General features: G+C 35.8%; 19 protein-coding genes and 2 pseudogenes. 7 read left to right on the top strand and 14 right to left on the bottom strand.

Annotated elements, in window-relative coordinates; translation table 11 throughout:
• Positions 1–138 precede the first annotated feature (138 nt).
• The gene (locus JCM1039_RS08640) at positions 139–1134 is read left to right on the top strand and encodes an NAD(P)/FAD-dependent oxidoreductase (protein ID WP_025015451.1); all 996 of its coding nucleotides are present in this window, start codon (positions 139–141) and stop codon (positions 1132–1134) included.
• Between the two features lie 8 nt (positions 1135–1142).
• Positions 1143–1793 carry a VTT domain-containing protein gene (locus JCM1039_RS08635; protein ID WP_025015450.1) on the top strand — a complete coding sequence of 217 codons (651 nt, stop codon included), beginning with the start codon at positions 1143–1145 and terminating at the stop codon, positions 1791–1793.
• Positions 1794–1806: 13 nt separating this feature from the next.
• Here JCM1039_RS08635 and JCM1039_RS08630 read toward each other — a convergent pair whose 3' ends face one another.
• From JCM1039_RS08630 to JCM1039_RS08610, 5 genes are read right to left on the bottom strand one after another with little or no spacing between them, the layout of a single operon-like run.
• A complete protein-coding gene (locus tag JCM1039_RS08630) occupies positions 1807–2415 on the bottom strand; it encodes a TIGR01906 family membrane protein (RefSeq protein ID WP_025015449.1) in 609 nt (202 codons plus the stop codon).
• The gene (locus JCM1039_RS08625) at positions 2412–3182 is read right to left on the bottom strand and encodes a TIGR01457 family HAD-type hydrolase (protein WP_025015448.1); all 771 of its coding nucleotides are present in this window, start codon (positions 3180–3182) and stop codon (positions 2412–2414) included. Before JCM1039_RS08625 ends, JCM1039_RS08630 begins: the two co-directional genes overlap by 4 nt.
• A complete protein-coding gene (locus tag JCM1039_RS08620; protein WP_025015447.1) occupies positions 3182–3811 on the bottom strand; it encodes a YutD family protein in 630 nt (209 codons plus the stop codon). The genes JCM1039_RS08625 and JCM1039_RS08620 overlap by 1 nt, the downstream gene beginning before the upstream one ends.
• Positions 3812–5185 carry a bifunctional metallophosphatase/5'-nucleotidase gene (locus JCM1039_RS08615; protein ID WP_025015446.1) on the bottom strand — a complete coding sequence of 458 codons (1374 nt, stop codon included), beginning with the start codon at positions 5183–5185 and terminating at the stop codon, positions 3812–3814.
• 14 nt (positions 5186–5199) lie between these two features.
• Positions 5200–5520 carry a hypothetical protein gene (locus tag JCM1039_RS08610; RefSeq protein ID WP_013437260.1) on the bottom strand — a complete coding sequence of 107 codons (321 nt, stop codon included), beginning with the start codon at positions 5518–5520 and terminating at the stop codon, positions 5200–5202.
• A 93-nt stretch (positions 5521–5613) separates the two neighbouring features.
• On the opposite strand from JCM1039_RS08610, the pseudogene JCM1039_RS11360 reads away from it, so the two are divergent.
• Positions 5614–6983, top strand: a pseudogene (locus JCM1039_RS11360) (glycerophosphodiester phosphodiesterase).
• A 54-nt stretch (positions 6984–7037) separates the two neighbouring features.
• Here the strand turns inward: JCM1039_RS11360 and JCM1039_RS08600 are convergent.
• Complete coding sequence (locus JCM1039_RS08600) at positions 7038–8039, bottom strand: substrate-binding domain-containing protein (RefSeq protein ID WP_025015445.1); 1002 nt, start codon at positions 8037–8039, stop codon at positions 7038–7040.
• Between the two features lie 145 nt (positions 8040–8184).
• Here JCM1039_RS08600 and JCM1039_RS08595 point away from each other — a divergent pair, with 145 nt between their 5' ends.
• A complete protein-coding gene (locus JCM1039_RS08595; RefSeq protein WP_025015444.1) occupies positions 8185–9291 on the top strand; it encodes a M24 family metallopeptidase in 1107 nt (368 codons plus the stop codon).
• A 49-nt stretch (positions 9292–9340) separates the two neighbouring features.
• Here JCM1039_RS08595 and JCM1039_RS08590 read toward each other — a convergent pair whose 3' ends face one another.
• Both JCM1039_RS08590 and JCM1039_RS08585 read right to left on the bottom strand, forming a co-directional pair.
• A complete protein-coding gene (locus JCM1039_RS08590) occupies positions 9341–9721 on the bottom strand; it encodes a hypothetical protein (RefSeq protein WP_025015443.1) in 381 nt (126 codons plus the stop codon).
• A gap of 17 nt (positions 9722–9738) precedes the next feature.
• The gene (locus JCM1039_RS08585; protein WP_025015442.1) at positions 9739–10164 is read right to left on the bottom strand and encodes a DUF948 domain-containing protein; all 426 of its coding nucleotides are present in this window, start codon (positions 10162–10164) and stop codon (positions 9739–9741) included.
• 108 nt (positions 10165–10272) lie between these two features.
• On the opposite strand from JCM1039_RS08585, the gene JCM1039_RS08580 reads away from it, so the two are divergent.
• Entirely contained in the window at positions 10273–11118 is an 846-nt protein-coding gene (locus JCM1039_RS08580; protein WP_025015441.1) for a mechanosensitive ion channel family protein, read from the top strand.
• Positions 11119–11149: 31 nt separating this feature from the next.
• Here the strand turns inward: JCM1039_RS08580 and JCM1039_RS08575 are convergent, their stop codons facing one another.
• The 4 genes from JCM1039_RS08575 to murI all read right to left on the bottom strand — a co-directional run bounded on the left by JCM1039_RS08575 (position 11150) and on the right by murI (position 13903).
• Positions 11150–11425, bottom strand: coding sequence for a hypothetical protein (locus JCM1039_RS08575; RefSeq protein ID WP_025015440.1), 276 nt, complete (start codon positions 11423–11425; stop codon positions 11150–11152).
• 98 nt (positions 11426–11523) lie between these two features.
• Positions 11524–12411 (bottom strand): Rgg/GadR/MutR family transcriptional regulator, encoded by an 888-nt coding sequence (locus tag JCM1039_RS08570; protein WP_236692588.1) that lies wholly within the window; start codon positions 12409–12411, stop codon positions 11524–11526.
• Positions 12412–12476: 65 nt separating this feature from the next.
• Positions 12477–13097, bottom strand: a complete 621-nt coding sequence (locus JCM1039_RS08565) for an XTP/dITP diphosphatase (protein WP_025015438.1) — start codon at positions 13095–13097, stop codon at positions 12477–12479.
• Positions 13097–13903, bottom strand: a complete 807-nt coding sequence (murI, locus tag JCM1039_RS08560; RefSeq protein WP_025015437.1) for a glutamate racemase — start codon at positions 13901–13903, stop codon at positions 13097–13099. Before murI ends, JCM1039_RS08565 begins: the two co-directional genes overlap by 1 nt.
• Positions 13904–13982: 79 nt before the next feature.
• Here murI and JCM1039_RS08555 point away from each other — a divergent pair, with 79 nt between their 5' ends.
• Together JCM1039_RS08555 and mscL are read left to right on the top strand one after the other, a co-directional pair.
• The gene (locus JCM1039_RS08555; protein WP_025015436.1) at positions 13983–14402 is read left to right on the top strand and encodes a YslB family protein; all 420 of its coding nucleotides are present in this window, start codon (positions 13983–13985) and stop codon (positions 14400–14402) included.
• Positions 14403–14488: 86 nt separating this feature from the next.
• Positions 14489–14860 carry a large-conductance mechanosensitive channel protein MscL gene (gene mscL, locus JCM1039_RS08550; protein WP_025015435.1) on the top strand — a complete coding sequence of 124 codons (372 nt, stop codon included), beginning with the start codon at positions 14489–14491 and terminating at the stop codon, positions 14858–14860.
• A 47-nt stretch (positions 14861–14907) separates the two neighbouring features.
• On the opposite strand, the gene trxA is transcribed toward mscL, so the two are convergent.
• Together trxA and JCM1039_RS11355 are read right to left on the bottom strand one after the other, a co-directional pair.
• Complete coding sequence (gene trxA / locus JCM1039_RS08545; protein WP_025015434.1) at positions 14908–15219, bottom strand: thioredoxin; 312 nt, start codon at positions 15217–15219, stop codon at positions 14908–14910.
• A 79-nt stretch (positions 15220–15298) separates the two neighbouring features.
• Positions 15299–17655, bottom strand: a pseudogene (locus tag JCM1039_RS11355) (endonuclease MutS2).
• Positions 17656–17694 lie beyond the last annotated feature (39 nt).

Below are 17694 nucleotides of genomic sequence, written 5' to 3'. Positions count from 1 at the left end.
TATATAATACTTGCAAACTAATTGCAAGCACTTTTTTTTTATTAATAATTCGCCACCTCTAAAAACGCGACTTCAATAATATAACCTATTTGATCCGATCGAGCAAGTAAAATTTTCAAATGAATATTGCATTAATTCATGTTAAAGTTGATACGTCAGCACTTAGAGGAGGTTTTTAAAATAAAAAAATATGATTTAGCCATTATTGGTGGCGGTCCTGTCGGATTATTTGCCGCACATTTTGCGCATTTACACGGTTTAAATACGATACTTTTTGATTCATTATCTGAATTAGGCGGACAACCGCAAATGCTCTATCCATTTAAACAAATAACTGACATCCCTGCTTTCGGCAAAATAAGAGCACACGAATTAATCCCAAGACTAACTGACGGGTTGAAGTATGAAACGGATATTGCAACTAACCATAAAGTAGAAAACATTGTAAAAACTACAGATGGTTTTACAATTGATGATTCAGTATTTGTACGTAGCATTATTATTGCTACTGGAGCTGGTGCATTTAAGCCAAAAGAACTTCCACTTAAAATGAATGAAGACATCAAAAAAAGAGTTCATTACTTTATTAAGGATCCTAAAGAATTCTCTAATCAAACAATTGGTGTTTTCGGTGGTGGTGATTCAGCACTTGATTTGGCACTTGAGCTTGCAAATTATGCCGATATTAAGCTTATTCACCGTCGTGATCAATTCCGCGGCCTAGAATCTAACGTTCAAAAACTAAAATATTTAAAAAACGTTGAAATTCTTACCCCATATCTTCCTAAAGATATTCAATTAATTGATAATAAGTTAGACATTAGTCTTAAGAAAATGGGTGGCGATGAAATACGTCATGAACAATTTGATCAAATTATGGTAGCATACGGCTTCAGAGCTAACAACCGTTTTGTTAAAAAATGGGGCATCGATCTTGATGGTACAAACATCCCAGTTAATCGTGCAATGGAAACTAACATCGATGGCATTTATGCAGTAGGCGATGTAGTTTCTTATCCTGGACGCGTCCCTTTAATTGCACTCGGTTTTGGTGAAGCCCAAATTGCTATTACATCAATTATGCGCAACCTATTTCCTGAAAAGACTTTAACAATCCATTCAACGAGTATATAGGGGTTTTTATGGCTTTAATTGATTTTATTCTGCATATTGACGATCACCTAGTCACGATCGTCAATCAATTCGGCGGTTGGTCTTACCTAGTTCTATTCGCCATTATCTTTGTCGAAACCGGTTTAGTCGTCTTCCCGTTTTTGCCCGGAGATTCTTTGATTTTTGCGGCAAGTGCAATGGCGGCTAACGCCAAATATGGGTTAAACGTTTGGATAATCTATTTGGTGGTTGCCATAGCAGCGATTGTGGGTGACACAGCCAATTATGAAATAGGTGCTTGGTCTACTCGAGCTGGAGAAAAACACAGCTGGTTTAATAAATTAGTTAATGAAAACAATCGACTAGCAGCTGAAAAGTTCTTCGAGCGCCACGGCCCAATCACGATTGTTATAGGAAGATTTATTCCATTTATTCGTACTTTTGTACCATTCATTTCGGGTGGTAGCAAAATGCATTATGGCAAATTTATTACCTATAATGTCTTAGGTGGCTTGCTTTGGACAGGATTATTTACAGCAATCGGATTCTTCTTTGGTAATATTCCTTTTGTAAAAGATCACTTCTCAATGATCGTAATTGCCATTATTCTTGTTTCAGTAGTTCCAATTGCTATTGTTGCTTTAAAGAAAAAATTGTCACTAAAAAAAGAATTCCATTAATGGAATTCTTTTTTTACTTACGCAATAATTTTTCTGCAAAATAGAGTTCGTAGATAATTCCCGCTACTGCAAAACATGAAGCGAAAAATCCCTCAGTTAAAACATTAATAATTGGATCCGTATTAGGATCAAATAGCCAATCATTGTTGTTAAACAAAAGGTGGTGAAAAATCACAAAGAAACTATCAAAGTTGGTTACCGCAAAAGGAAATACAACGATGGGAAGCAAGAGCAAAATGAGCGCTGCTGATTTATTCAAATCAAGCAATGCTCTTTTTCTTTGCTTTTTAAAGATAAAATGCAGCACCACACAAATGATAAACACTAATACAGCTAGCACAAATAATTGCTTACATTCCGCAAAGTGCTCAGCCGCATCGGGTGATGTAGGAAAATCATCCATTTTAAGCCGGTTTTTAAACGGCCAGATCAAATAAACCATTAGCTGGTTATAGTTATGCATGACCTTAAATAAAGACATATGAACCGTCTCATTTGTCTTCTGAACGATCATAAAAATAAAGAGCAAGGGCCAACTTGCAATAATCGCACCTACTACACTGCTGGTGAGTGCAAATAAAAAGTGATAAATGACTGAAAAAATATTGTCTTTCGTGATCATAGTTTGAACTCGTCTAAATTATTAACCAAAATTGTTGGTTGTCTCTTGCCTTGAATATCTTCTTTTTGAGTTACGCCTGTCAAAGTTAGCAACTGATCCACATCGCTATTAAATCCTGCTTTAATATCCGTGTCGTAATTATCGCCCACTAAAAGTGCATCTTCTTTGGTGTAACCTACTTTATCCAAAGCCATATTGACAATAATCGATTCTGGCTTACCAATGTATAAAGGTTCTACGCCACTCGCAGCAGCTACAAAGGCACACTGTGAACCGTTACCTGGAATCAGTTCTCCTTCTGCTGGCAAATTCATATCCGCATTTGTCCCAATAAAAGTTGCACCATTTCTAATTGCATTTGAGGCTACACGAACTTTATGGTAGGTCAAATCTTTATCCATTCCGACAATTACATAATCTGGATCTTTTTCATTCAGTTCAAATTCAGAGTGCTTTAAGATTTCGGTCCATAAGCCGATTTCACCAATAATGTAGACGCCAATCTTTTTCTTATGATTATGATTCAAAATATAGCTAACTGTAGCCATGCTTGGAGTATAAACATGGCTAATATCAGTATCTACGCCGTGGCCTTTCAGTTTATCTACCACCATTTGTGGCGTTCTTGTCGTGTTATTAGTTAAAAATAAATAATCTTTATTATGCTCAACCAAGCGATGAACAAATCTTACTCCAGACTCTACAGTTTCTTTTCCGCGATAAACTGTGCCGTCTAAATCAATCAAAAATAACCGGTAATCTTTCACTAGTTTTCCTTTCTCTTTTTAATAATAAATGAATGATGCCGTCCAAATTCTTTCTTTATTGCAATTGATTGCTTCTTTTTGAACTTAGTTTGATGAACGCGCCGCTTCTTAAACGGATTATTACTATTATTTTCATTTTTACGCCGACTCTTATAAGGCCGCCGAGTATGAAAACGTTCTTTTTTACTACGTTCACGTTCATAGCGCTCATGCGTCTTTTTCTTTGGATGTTGGTAAAAATGCGTAGGATGCGTTAATTCCAAGATAAAGTATGGGCCACCTGGATTACAGTACTCCTTTAAGTAATCTACAATGGCCAATTCTTTTTTATCAATTGAGGTACGCGCCTCATCTTTATAAAAACCTTTTAAGCGCAGGTGTTCACTTGAAACATCCCCCACCAAATAATCATATTGATCCAGATATGGATCATACTTTTTACGCAAGGTTTCTATATCAAGTGCATCCCTCTCATTAGCAATAATGCTATAAAGCTGTTCGTTAATCTTGATACTTCTACCATCTGGAGCCACGTTAGCTAAGGGATGACGAAGTGGCTGCTCTTTTTCAAATTTATTGGTTTTCTCTTCGCTGTTCTCTTCTGAACTCTTTTTATTCTTTTCAGTCATTTACTTCACATCTCTTGATAATGGATATTTTTTGGCTAAATATTCACCTACAACTTCACGTAAAAATTGTGGGAATAAGAATTCATTTTCGCCAACAATAGCCAAAGTTGGGAAAAATGGAACTAAGACATAGTGGTCCAAACATGCTAATTGATAATCTTTTTCTGGATCAATTTCACGTCCATTTACATAAACAATACGTTTACGCATGTCCACTTTGATCCCCTTATAGTACATTTGGCCAAAAATCTTGCCTCTAAAACTCATGCCTTGCAAATGGAAATGATCAAGATAATGACGATTCTTTTCAATCTCCATTACCAAACGCCACAAGTCGCTACCCTTTAAAGTTGAACGAACAACATGCATTGGGTGTGGCAAAGCATTTTGCAAATCAAATTGGGTTAAAACTCCACTCTTAAATGGTGTTAAAAATAAACCGGAGCTTAGAATCGCCAAATCAGTTTTAGCAAAATCAGCAGTCGCATCAAGAGAAGCTTGAACTGCAGCTACTTTGTCATCTTCAAATTTTTCAGGCAAATCGGCCACTTTACGTTCAGATAGCATTTCCTTGCCTTTTTCATAGTAGCCTTGAATCACTGCTTCATCTCCTGGCTCTTCTGGCATAGATGCAGTAGATACCGTATTAGGAACGATCTTAGTTACATGATGATCTTCTAATTCAACATGAATATCACCAACATAATTGCCCCATTTACCAGTTTGGGTAATCCAAGTATGATCTACTTTTTCACCGTGAGCTAATAGATCATGACTATGACCGCCGACAATCAAATCAATTTGAGGATAGTTCTTAGCTAGCCAGCGATCCATCTTAAGACCGACGTGCGTTAGTAAAATAAGCACATCATACTTGCCGTCAATTTTTTCAAGTTCCTTATCCATCGTACTGCCCAGCATTTTTACGTGCCAATGATTAGGACCATAAGTCATAGGATAAGCAGCAGTCAAGCCAATTAAAGCGATGCGCGTGTTCTTTTTAGTGGTTAAAATCTTGTGTCCTACTGCCCACTTAGGCATAGTTTCGTCTTCTTCACGTAAATTCGCTAAAATCGTAGGAAAATCAGCATGATCAAATAAGTGCTCTAAAACCCAGTGCGGATTAGAAATGCCTTCGTTATTACCAATTGTCAATGCCGTATATTTAAAGCCATTCATCAATTTAATATTGGCTTGACCTTCAGTAGCATCAGTAAGTGGATGGGAACGATCCATAAAATCTCCTGCATCAAAAGTGTAGACTTCATCAACAGAAGTATCAGCCTGTGCCTTTTTTAAATAGCGTCCTATTTTAGGAAAATGTTCAAAATGTGAATGAAGATCATTTGTATGTAAAATTCGCCATGTTTCCATTTTCGTACCACTTTCTAACCAATTCGATTGGCTTTTAATACCATATTATACGCATCTAGAATTTTTCCTTTAGGCTTTTCCCATTCTACCCATTTTGGATTTTTCCAATCGTCTTCGTTTGTCAACGTCTGCAAATCATAAGTATCATTAATATATTTTTCGTACTCAATTAATGCTTTGGTTCGTGGAATATTCAATTGTAATATTCTAACGCTCTTAATAGCGCCATGATCTGCTGCTAATTCGGCAATCCCATTTTGATCGATATTAGAAATTTCATAATATCGACTGCCATCATTTCTTGTAATTTCTTCAATTAAATCCAATTGTTCCATCAAATCACCCTTAAGGAATAAAAGAATCATACTATAAAAAATAGAAAAAAATGTGTAACCATGCTATTGTAAGTATGCGATAGAGGTGTACACATGAAAATTAAAAGCCAAATGTTTTGGGCTATTTTTTTTAGCTTAGTCTTTTTTACAACTAGCGGTTTTACTGTCGTTGGTCACCGCGGCGATCCTATCAAATATCCTGAAGAAACAATCCAGCTGACAATTCCGCCTTCAATTCTGGTGCCGACTACGTTGAACTCGATCTTCGGCTTTCTAAAGATGGAGTATTGGTCATCTCTCATGATGATGACCTTTACCGAGTTACTCATACACATGCAATTGTATCACAAAATGACTTTAAGACACTTAAACAGCTAAGGTACGATAACGGTGAGCATGTAATGTCGCTTAATGAACTCTTTAAGCATTATAAAAATAGACCTAATACTAAGTTTGTTTTAGAGACAAAAATTGATCACAGTATTAACCCTTCTTATGAACTAGAAGATAAAATTGCTCAAGTAGTTAAAGAATATCATATGGAAAACAGAATCATGATCCATTCTTTTTCCGCCGCCAGTTTATTTCATCTAAGAGAATCAATGCCGCATGCATATTTGATATTAATCGTTGGTAGTTTAAGAAGAATTAACTTTAGTATTTTGCCACAAGTTAATGCAGTTAACGCCTCATCGGATATTGTTCAAGAGCATCCCTTCTTAATTCATTGGCTCCACAAATTACATAAACAGCTCTACGTTTGGGCCGAAATGGACGAGTCACCTGCGTTATGGCATTGGCTGATTAACCGTAATGTCGATGGAGTTGTAACCAACTTTCCTGCTACTGGTTTTAAATATAAATTAGCTAAAAGTGGTACTAAAAAATACGCCATCAATCGTTCAGGAATTTATTTTGGTAAAACTAAAACTGCAACGATGATGAATCCCTATGTTCGAATCAAAGAAAAGAAATTTGTTTATCCAGGACAAAAAATTAATGTAACTTATGGCGTGCGAGTTGATGATCGCCTCTACTACCAAATTGCAGAAAAGACTTTTATTTCTGCTGAATTTGTTAATTTAGATTTGCGTAAGCAAGATATTGCTCCATATCAAAATAAAAAGATTATGGCTAAGCCTGACACTCAGGTTGCGTTATACAGTTACCCTGATAACCAAGCAAAGACTAATAAATTGTTGCCTGCCAATAAATTGTTCAAAATTCAAAACTTTAACGGCAGTCCTAAAAACATGTGGCTTTACACCAAGTTAGGCTGGGTTAAGGCAAATCAAATTTTATTCTACGGCTTCTTCAACAAACAAGCTTTTAAAGATTATAAAAAATTGCCAAGAGTTAGTCACTATACTAACCTCGCTTTATTAACATATAATCCAAACAGCCAAATTAAAGAACAAACCTTTAGTGAAAAACAAAAAGCTATTAATCGAATTATCTATTAACGACAAAAAAAGACCAGTTCCAAAGAACTGATCTTTTTAATTTGCTGATTTTTATTATTGGTTTAAAGTACTCTGCTTCTTAACCAATTCATATGGCAATTCAATGTGAGTATCGTCAACTTCTTCATTGTTCATCAACTTAGTAAGCATTCTCATGGCTACGGCACCTATATCGTAAAGTGGTTGCTTAATTGTAGTCAAAGCTGGACGAACAACAGAAGCTAATTGTGTAGCACTAGCAGTAACGATTTCAAACTCTTCTGGAACCTTTGTACCTGCATCCATTGCAGAATTCAAAATACCTACTGAAGAAATATCACGAGTTACAATTACACCATTAATTCCATCTTTAACGAGTTGAGGATATAAGTTGTAACCATCTGAGTAATCTTTAATACCAGTGTAAATATGTGGTTCACCTAAATTATTTGCCTTAATAAAGTCTTCGTAAGCAGGAATTCTATTTTCACCGTTAACTACAGCATCTTGGTCACCAACCACAATAGCCAAGTTTCTCTTGCCATCGTGCATAAGCAAGTTCAATGCTTCTGTATCGGCTTTCTTGTAATCAATCGCAACTGAAGCAAATTCTTCACGATTATCCTTGGTTCCTGCCAAAACTACAGGTGTTTCTGTCCGCTTAAATGCTTCTGCAGCTTCATCTGGCAAACGGTTTGACATGTAAATTACACCGTCAACTTGCTTATTAAGTAAACTTTGGATAACTTGATCTTCCTTCATTAAACGGTTTTCAATACTGGTAATGATAATGTTGTACTTGTACAAGAGTGCAATATCATCGATACCTTTTGATAATTCTGCGAAATATAAATTGGTTAAATCTGGAACGATTAAACCGACAGTAGTGGTACGCTTAGAAGCTAAACCTTGTGCTACGGCATTTGGTTGGTAGTGTAATCTCTTAATAACCTCTAATACGCGATCACGAGTTTCTTTTCTAACATTATTATTTCCATTAACAACACGAGAAACAGTAGCCATTGAAACTTTAGCTTCTCGAGCAACATCGTAAATTGTAACGTCTTGCTTATGCATTTTCATCTCAGTCCTTCCCAAAAATCCTTCGCCCTAATAATGTATCATTATCTAGCACGAAGTGCAAACGTTTACAGTTTTTCTTTCATTCTTTCATGAATAAATCATGATATACTTGCAATAAATTCAAGAAAAGAGGAAAACTATGAACTTAGATAAATTACAACAATGGTTGCAAGATTCTGGCAATGATGTTGCCTTTATTTCCAACCCGATTACCATTTCATACTTCACCGGCTATTCAATGGATCCTCACGAAAGAATTTTTGCTTTGGTCGTATTTAAAGATGCAGAACCATTCGTATTCTGTCCTGCTTTAAATGTGGAAGAAGCAAAAGATTCTGAATGGGATGGTGATGTTATCGGCTACCTTGATTCAGAAGATCCATGGGGAATTATTGCTGACAACGTTAGAAAGAGAGCAAAAGAACATCATAACTGGGCTATTGAAAAAGATGATTTGTCTGTTGCCCATTACCAACGCCTGCGCGGAGAATTTGCCAACTCTAGCTTTACTAACGACGTTTCTCCTTTCATCGAAAAACTTCGCTTATACAAGACTCCTGAAGAAATCAAAAAACTTCAAGGTGCTGGTGCAGAAGCCGACTTTGCCTTCAAGATTGGTTTTGATGCAATTAGAACTGGCGTTACTGAGAGAAGTATTGCTGGCCAAATCGATTACCAATTAAAGATTCAAAAAGGCGTTATGCATGAAAGTTTTGAAACTATCGTGCAAGCTGGTAAAAATGCGGCTAACCCACACTTAGGCCCAACCATGAACCAGGTTCAACCTAACGAATTAGTTCTATTTGACTTAGGTACTATGCACGATGGCTACGCATCAGATTCAAGTAGAACTGTTGCTTACGGCACTCCAAGTGATAAGCAACGTGAAATTTACGAAGTTGACCGCGAAGCTCAACAAGCAGCAATAGAAGCCGCAAAGCCTGGTATTACAGCAGAAGAGCTTGATAGTGTTGCTCGTGATATCATCACTAAAGCCGGATATGGCGAATACTTCATCCACCGTTTAGGTCACGGTATTGGTAAAAACGTACACGAATACCCATCAATTGTTCAAGGCAATGACTTAGTACTTGAAGAAGGCATGTGCTTCTCAATTGAACCAGGTATTTACATCCCTGGCTTTGCTGGTGTTAGAATCGAAGATTGTGGTGTTGTTACCAAGGATGGTTTCAAGCCATTTACTCACACTGACAAAGACTTAAAGATTTTGCCATTAAAAGATTAAGGCAAAAAGAAAAAGGCCGATTAAAATCGGCCTTTTTTAATAGATTCGATTAAGCTTCTGGCTTAGTTTCATCTGCAGTTGTATCTTCAGTGTTATGTTCTTCTTCTGCATTGTTTAAATCATCAATAGATTCTTGAGCATTGTCACCTGCAGCAACATTGTCATCCTTATCTGAATCATCGATTACGATGTCATCGAAGTCTTTTAATTCTGAATCATCTTCAACATTCTTTGGGAATGAAGCTAATTGATTCTTGACAATTTCAGTACCATTATCGTATTTCTTCTTCAAATCTTGAAGCTTGTCATTATCTTTAATCTTGTTCTTAACGTCATCAACTTGTTCATCACTAACAAGAAGTGAACCTGCGAGAAAACCTGCTGCACATCCTGCAACGGCACCTAATAAGAAACTTGCGAATTTTTTCATGGTGAATTCCTCCTTTATTAATTTTCACCTCTGCGACGCTTGCGTCTTGCAAATGCCGTCGCAGCTATTGAAGAAATAAGACCCGTACGGCTTAAATGATTGCTGCTAAAGCGTTTAGCGATCTTTTTAGATGAATCGTTTAATTCTGATACGCTTTCGCCTAAATCTGCAGCGGCTTGAACTACTGGATCTAACGTCTTCATTTTACCATTAACGTCGACCATAAGATCATTAGTTTTATCCAACAAATCATTTGTTTGATTCATTAAACTATCCATGTCTTCTGTCATCTTTTTTAATGATTCGTTAGTTGTTTGAATAGTTGTACTGGTTTCTCTTAATAATTTTGCGGTTCTAGTAAGCATTGGAATTGTAAATAATACCAAAATTAAGAAAGCAATAGCCGCAATCAAACCAGCTAAAGCACCATAAGAAATTGTCATTTTTAACCTCCATTATTATCTAAAAAAAGTCTAGCATGAAAATCCTTTATTCTCAATCTATGTATTGTTATTATTTTATAGAATCATAATGTAAAGAAAGGACCAGATATGAAGCTTCCCTCACAATTAAATATCCCAAAACTAAAAATAGATTGGGGAAAAATCGGTCAGAATTTACTTTCTACCATTTGGCAGTTAGCAATCACGACTTTGATCTTTTATCTATTATCTCACTTTGGACATAAATTAATTAACAATTATTTAGCCAAACACAATACATTAAAAAATAAGCGTTCCAAAACGATTGCTGCTTTGATCAATAGTTTATTCCAATACACGTTGATCTTCTTTTATTTATTTGGCGTTTTATCAATTTTAGGTGTTCCAGTTGGTACACTACTTGCTAGTGCCGGAATTTTCTCCCTAGCTTTAGGGATGGGAGCTCAAGGCTTTGTCAGTGATTTAGTCAACGGCTTTTTCATCTTGAGTGAAGATCAATTCGACGTTGGCGATTTAGTTCAAATTGGCACTAATGTTGGTACTGTGGTTCAACTAGGCCTTAGAACTACTAGATTAAAAGGTTCAGATGGCTCAATTATCTACATCCCTAACCGCAATATTACAATCGTGCAAAACTTAGCTCACGGTGGTGTGGCACTTGATATTAACCTTGACCTTGATGCTGAAAATGATGTTACAGAAGTTAATCGCCTCATCAAGCAATGCAATCAAACCATTCAACCTGAGAAAAAGACAATTGTCCAAGGTCCAACAATTACAGGAATTACGGAGCAAACTGGTAATAAGTTTGTTTACAGCATCCACTTCCAAGTTAAGCCAGGAAAACAAAGTGCGGTTAGAAATCTTTATTTAACTAAATACATTCAAACGTTACAGGAAAACGGCATTAAATTTGCTAGTGTGCCTACTCCTAAAGCAACGCAAAGCAAGTAAAAAATGTCCAGTTGTAAAAAACTGGGCATTTTTATTTTTTATTGATATTTTTGATTTCTTTGTAAGTTCTATAAATGGCAGTAATTCCTGAGATATTGATCAGAATAAATATCCACCAAACTTTTTCATCTGTCATAGAAATTGCAGTTAAAAACCAGACATCAAATAAAACGTAAATCAAAAAGATAATTAAAATATTCCAATATCTTAATTTGACCAAATAGCGTGAATAATATTTTGTAGTTACTGGTAAACATGTCGCAACTATCGCAAGAATTGCCAAGATTCCGATTATCCATAATGCCATGATTGCGCCTCTTTCAAAGCAATGATTTATTTCTATATTTTCATTATCATGTTTTTAAAGGTAACTATTTACGTATTTCCGAAATATCGGAAACGAATTTATCTGTCATAGATTTCTGCAATTTGTGTGAATGCAACCTGAAAATCTGACTTCATCTTTTTAAGTCCTAAGAAATCCAAATATTTAAACAGATTAATCATCTCAGTGCTGTCATTATTCTTAGCGTAACAAATCAAACTATTCATAAATTTTTCACGAATAGTTTCTTCTGCATACAAATCCATTATTTCTAGCGTATCTAACTTTTCTAACAAGTTTTCGGCTTTTTGCAGATCCTTTTTTATTAAAGAAAAAACGACATTCAATAAAGCATTCAAACTCAAGTCATACCAAATTTTCGAATCAATCTTTTCTTTTTTAACGTACTCTAGCAATTTCAAAGAAAAACCATACAAATGTGTAGGACTCAATAATTGAGTAACCGAATTAAAATAAAAAATATTTTCATAATACCAACAATTGTCGTTATTAACTACATTAGAAAAATACATCACGAGTTTTTCCGACGCTAATGATGGAAAAATATCTTTCCCAGTTAAATCTTCGTAAAAGTTACAGGCCATAGCAGCTTTTAATAATAAGTCCTTGTTCAATGGCTCATTTTGAGACTGTTTTAAGTATTTCAATGAAATTGCCTTAAGCTGTTCTATATCATTTGTTCCATATGCATTAGCAATATCTTGGATTGAAAAATATAAATGTGAACTTACCGTATCTTCTAAGAATTCTATTGGTTGAATATGGATATTAAAGAGCAATGCAATAACTTTACACCAAGATAAATTATCCTTACCCTTCTCCCATTCAGCCAACGTGGATTTGTTGGTAATGCCTTTTGCTGCATCTACCAAATTAATATGATGAGCTACCCGCATCTTTCTAAATTTTGAACCATAGATATTATCTTTTATTATTTTTTCTTTCACAGAGGTCTCCATTACTAATACTTATCAATATAAAAAAGGTGTTCCCAATGAACACCTTTTTCATATTATTCAAATTGTTCAAGCCAAGCAGGCAATTCTTGCAATAATTTTTCTACTGCACGACCACGGTGGGAAATTTCATTCTTTTCATCAGTAGTCATTTGCGCAAAAGTTTTTTCTTTTTCTGGCACATAAAACAATGGATCATAACCGAAACCATCTTCACCTTGTGGCAATGGTAAAATACGACCTGCACATGTACCTGAAACAACTAAATCTTTATCGAATTCACCTGGCATAGAAACTACAATCGTAGTCCAGAATTTAGCAGTTCTCTTTTCTTTTGGCACACCACCAAGTTCAGCTAATAATTTGGCATTGTTTTTAGCATCATTGTGGGCTTCACCAGCATAACGTGCACTTCTCACGCCAGGTTCACCATTTAATGCATCAACCATCAAGCCAGAGTCATCTGCAATTGTTGGCATCTTACTAAAATCAGCTAATTCATGTGCCTTAATTTTAGCGTTTGCTTCAAAAGTATGACCACTTTCAATTGGATGTGGTGGATTATCTAAATCCGCATTCGTCTTAATAACCACATCAACACCAGCTTTTTTGAAAGCCTCTTTTAATTCACGTGCCTTGCCTTGATTGCTAGTTGCAAATAAAATTTCTTTAACCATTATTCGTTCTCCGTATCTACGTGCTTAGAAGTTAAAGTAGCATCGTCCATAAACGTACGAGCCAACTTATCAAAGCTTGCTGGATTGCCAGTAGTGTAATATTCATGAACCGCTTTATGATTTTCCTCGCTAAATAAACCATCACGACGCATCACATTGAATGTATATTGAGCTACTTGATCAGCAGGATCCAAAATAGTTACACTAGGATCATCAATTGCTTCTTTAAATTCTTGTTCAATTAATGGGTAGTGCGTACAACCCAAAACCAAAGTATCAAAATCTTTATCTTTTAAAGGTGCCAAGCTTTCTTTTACCACCTTCAAATTTGTAGCATGATCTTCTTGTGCTTCAACAAGTGGTGCTAGTTTTGGCGTAGCCAATTCTGTAACTTCAATTTCTGGATCACGGAAGTGAATCTCTTTTTCATAAGCGTGTGAATCTACAGTCACACTAGTAGCTACAACTGCCACCTTTTTATTTTTAGTAGTTCTAGCAGCATCCAATGCACCTGATTGAATGACCCCAATGATTTGAGGATCAATTTCTTTTTCAATTGTACTCATAGCTGCAGCCGTGGCTGTATTGCAGGCAAAAATTACTAGTTTTACATCATTATTAAGTAAAAATTTAACCGACTTACGTGTTAAATCAATAATATCTTCTTTAGTTCGATTGCCATATGGCATATGTGCGTTATCCCCAATAAAAACGGTGGATTCATTAGGCAGTTTCTCAACTACTTTTTTAGCGATAGACAGGCCGCCTAGACCTGAATCTAGTAGTCCAATTGGACGATTATCCATGATAAAAAACCTCTTATTTAAGAAAAAAATTATTTTCTACTCCTACTAGTTTACGGTAAAATAAAAAAGAATAAAAGGGATGAACAAGTTTATGACAGAAAATACAGAACACTCTAACGAACACGTATATTTTATTAATCAGCTTTATCGCGACTTTCTTTTGCCAACTGTTTTAGGCGACGATAATGCATCTATTCTTTACTGGGCAGGCAAACGAGTTGCGCGTAAATACGATCTAACCGACTTTGACGATTTGGCTGAATTTTTTGCAATGGCTGAATTTGGCAAGCTCGAAAAGACCAAAGAAAGACGCTCCTCTACTACCTTTGAACTAAGCGGTCAAACAGTAGAAGACCGTTTAGACAGCGATAGCAAAGAATTTTCACTTGAAAGTGGCATGATTGCAGAAGCCGTCCAAAAGGCTACCGGCAAGACTACTGAAAGTGAAATCAACATTTTGTCTAAAGAAAAGAAAGTAGAAATCACTGCTAGATTTTAAAATATATACTAGACTATAAATTAAGTCTCCTATATACTTTAAGTGTAATCATATTGCAACTAGGTATAGATATAGGAGTAATTGAAATGCTTAAAGAATTTAAACAGTTTATTGCCCGTGGAAACGTAATTGATCTAGCAGTTGGTGTAATTATTGGTGCAGCTTTTACTGCCATTGTGCGATCACTTGTTACGAATTTAATTAATCCATTAATTGGATTATTCGTAGGCAAAATCGATCTTTCCAACTTAGTTCTTCAAGTTGGGGATGCTAAATTTAAATACGGCAGCTTTTTAAACTCAGTAATTAACTTCCTGATTATTGCCTTTGTCGTATTTCTGATTGTTAAAGCTGTTAACAAATTTACCAAAAAAGAGGAAAAAGAAGCATCTGCTGCACCAACTGAAGCAGATTACTTAAAAGAGATTCGTGATTTGCTTAAAGAAAAAGAAGCATAATAAAAAAGCTTGAGGCTAACTTGGCCCCAAGCTTTTTTGCTATTCTGTTAGTCAGTGTATTGATCTAAAATATCGTCTAACTTTTCCTTTGGAGTGTAACCGGTAATTCGATCAACAATGTTGCCATCCTTCTTGATAATCAAAGTTGGAATAGCCATAATACCAAGGTTCTTAGCAGTATCTTGGTTTTGATCAACATCCATCTTGTAGAAGTTAACGTCTTGGCGTTCTTCTGACAATTGTTCAATTACTGGTGATTGCATCTTACATGGACCACACCAAGTTGCCCAAAAGTCAACTAAAGCTACACCATTCTTAGTTTCTTCATCGAAGTTTTGATCGTTAATTGCATCAACCATAATATATACCTCACTAATTAAATTCTAAAGTTTATATTATTAGTATATTCATCTTACTTACTTTTTGCAAGTTAATTGCTTATTTCAATTCAACAATCGTTGCTCCGTTACCGCCTTCGTTAGCTGGCGCATAATTGAAACTCTTGACGTGTCTGCTGTTACGCAAATATTGCCATACACCCTTACGGATTGCACCAGTACCAATTCCGTGAATAATTGTGACTGTGCTAAGACCGGCTAATAAAACAGAATCGATATAGCGATCAAGGTTAGTCATTGCCTCATCATAGCGTTGACCACGCAAGTCTAATTCACTATGAGCATTACTTCTTCTAACAGCACTAGTAGCTCTGACTAAACGTTTAGGTTTAGTAGATTCGTTCTTTTCAATTCGTTCAATGTCACGGTCACTAACTTTTACCTTAATAATACCCATTTGAACTTCATATTCATGTTCAGATAGTTTCTTAGTAATAGTCCCAGTTTGACCATATGAGAGGACTTTGACACGATCACCTACGTTTACATGGTGACGACGTTTTTCACGCTGTAAGACTTTATTATGGGCCAAATTATTAGCCTGACGTTCCAAGCTGTTTAACTCACCTTTAGCTTCAATGATCTTATTTTCTTTTACGCCGGCATTCTTTTGCTTTTCAAGTTGCTCAATAATTTGATCTGCCTTTTTACGACGCTTGGCAATAACTTCATTAGCTCTTTCTTGAGCAAAATCAAGTTGCTTCTGTACACGTTGATTATACCAATCAAGTGCTTGTTGCAATTTTTGTTCAAGTTTTTGACTGCGATCTAAGCTAGTCTCCAAACGGTTGCGTGCAGTAGTAGCAGCTTTAGTTTGAGCATTTAACTTAGAAATCATCTTGTTAATGTCGGAATCTTCATCTGACATTAAGTTCTGCGCATTTTTAACCACGTCTTCGCGCATCCCCAAACGACGGGCAATCGCAAAAGCGTTACTGTGACCTGGAATACCAATTTGTAAATGATAAGTTGGTGACAAAGTCTTCAAATCAAATTCCATTGATGCATTTGTAGTACGCGGACGGTTGTAGCCGTACAATTTCAATTCAGGATAGTGCGTAGTAACCATAATCTTGGCATCTTTTTTACGCAAAAAGTCCAAAATACTGATGGCCAAACTAGCACCTTCTTCTGGGTCGGTACCTGCACCAATTTCATCGATTAGAACCAATGTCTCTTTGTTCACATTTTTCATAATGGCCACAATATCATTGATGTGTGATGAGAAAGTACTCAATGATTGTTCAATTGATTGTTCATCACCAATATCGGCATAAACTTCTTCAAATACACCAACTTTACTGCCCTCTTCGGCTGGGATAAACAAACCGGATTGTGCCATTAATTGTAAAAGCCCTGCCGTCTTCAACGTGATAGTCTTACCACCAGTGTTAGGACCAGTAATTAACATCGTATCAAAGTCATCGCCTAAACGAATGTCATTTGGAACAACCTTTTCAGGATCAATCAATGGGTGACGTGCATTACGCAAATTAATTGAATGATCCTTAGTTAAAATTGGCTCACTAGCTTCATGTTTTTAGCTAATTTAGCCTTGGCTTGCAGGAAGTCCAGTTGCGTTAAAGCAGTCGCGATATTATTTAAACTTTCAATTTCTTCTCTAGCTAGACCAGATAAGTGTTTTAAAATATTGCGAATTTCTTGCTTTTCCTTGGCAATCAAATTTTGTTGGCGGTTATTCAAGTTAAGAACTGCCTCAGGTTCAATAAACAAAGTTTGACCACTGGCACTTTGATCGTGAACTACTCCACCAAATTTTGCTCTATATTCTTGCTTAACAGGAACAACGTAACGATCATCACGAATGGTTACAATTTGTTCAGATAAGTACTTACTACTGTTACCTTTAGTATAAGCATTCATCTTATCCTTGATTTCTTCTTCATTACTTGCAATATCGTGACGTAAGCGTGCCAAAGCACTTGAAGCAGTATCAAGTACTTCACCATCATAATCAAGAGATCTCTTTAATTCTCTAAAAAGAAGATCTGGTACATCTAATTGATCCAAAATTGAATCAATAGCTGTTAAATTTATTTTTTCATCATCAAGATCTTCCAAAAAACTATTGATCTCATTAGCCAAGCTTAAAACAAGCAATATGTTGCCAAGTTCTTTAGCATTCAAATTAGCTTTAACGCCCAAACGCTTAGTACTTGGACGAACATCCTTAAAATCAGTTAAAGGAAGCTGTCCTTTGATTCTAAGTAAATCAGCTAATGCCAAAGTTTGTTTCAATTCCGTTTGTACTTGGTCAAAATCACCACTTGGTACTAGTTTTTCAGCTTCATTTTTAGCTGGTTCAGTAATAGCTAGTTCACTTAATCGTTTGGTAATTTCGCCAAATTCTAAAATTTTTAAAATCTTTTTATTCATAGCTATTTATTTTTCTTCAAACTAACAAAAAGGACCAGC

This window comes from Lactobacillus kitasatonis DSM 16761 = JCM 1039 (assembly GCF_000615285.1).
In the GTDB taxonomy this organism is placed as follows: domain Bacteria; phylum Bacillota; class Bacilli; order Lactobacillales; family Lactobacillaceae; genus Lactobacillus; species Lactobacillus kitasatonis.
This window is presented reverse-complemented; position numbering and strand designations above follow the sequence as displayed.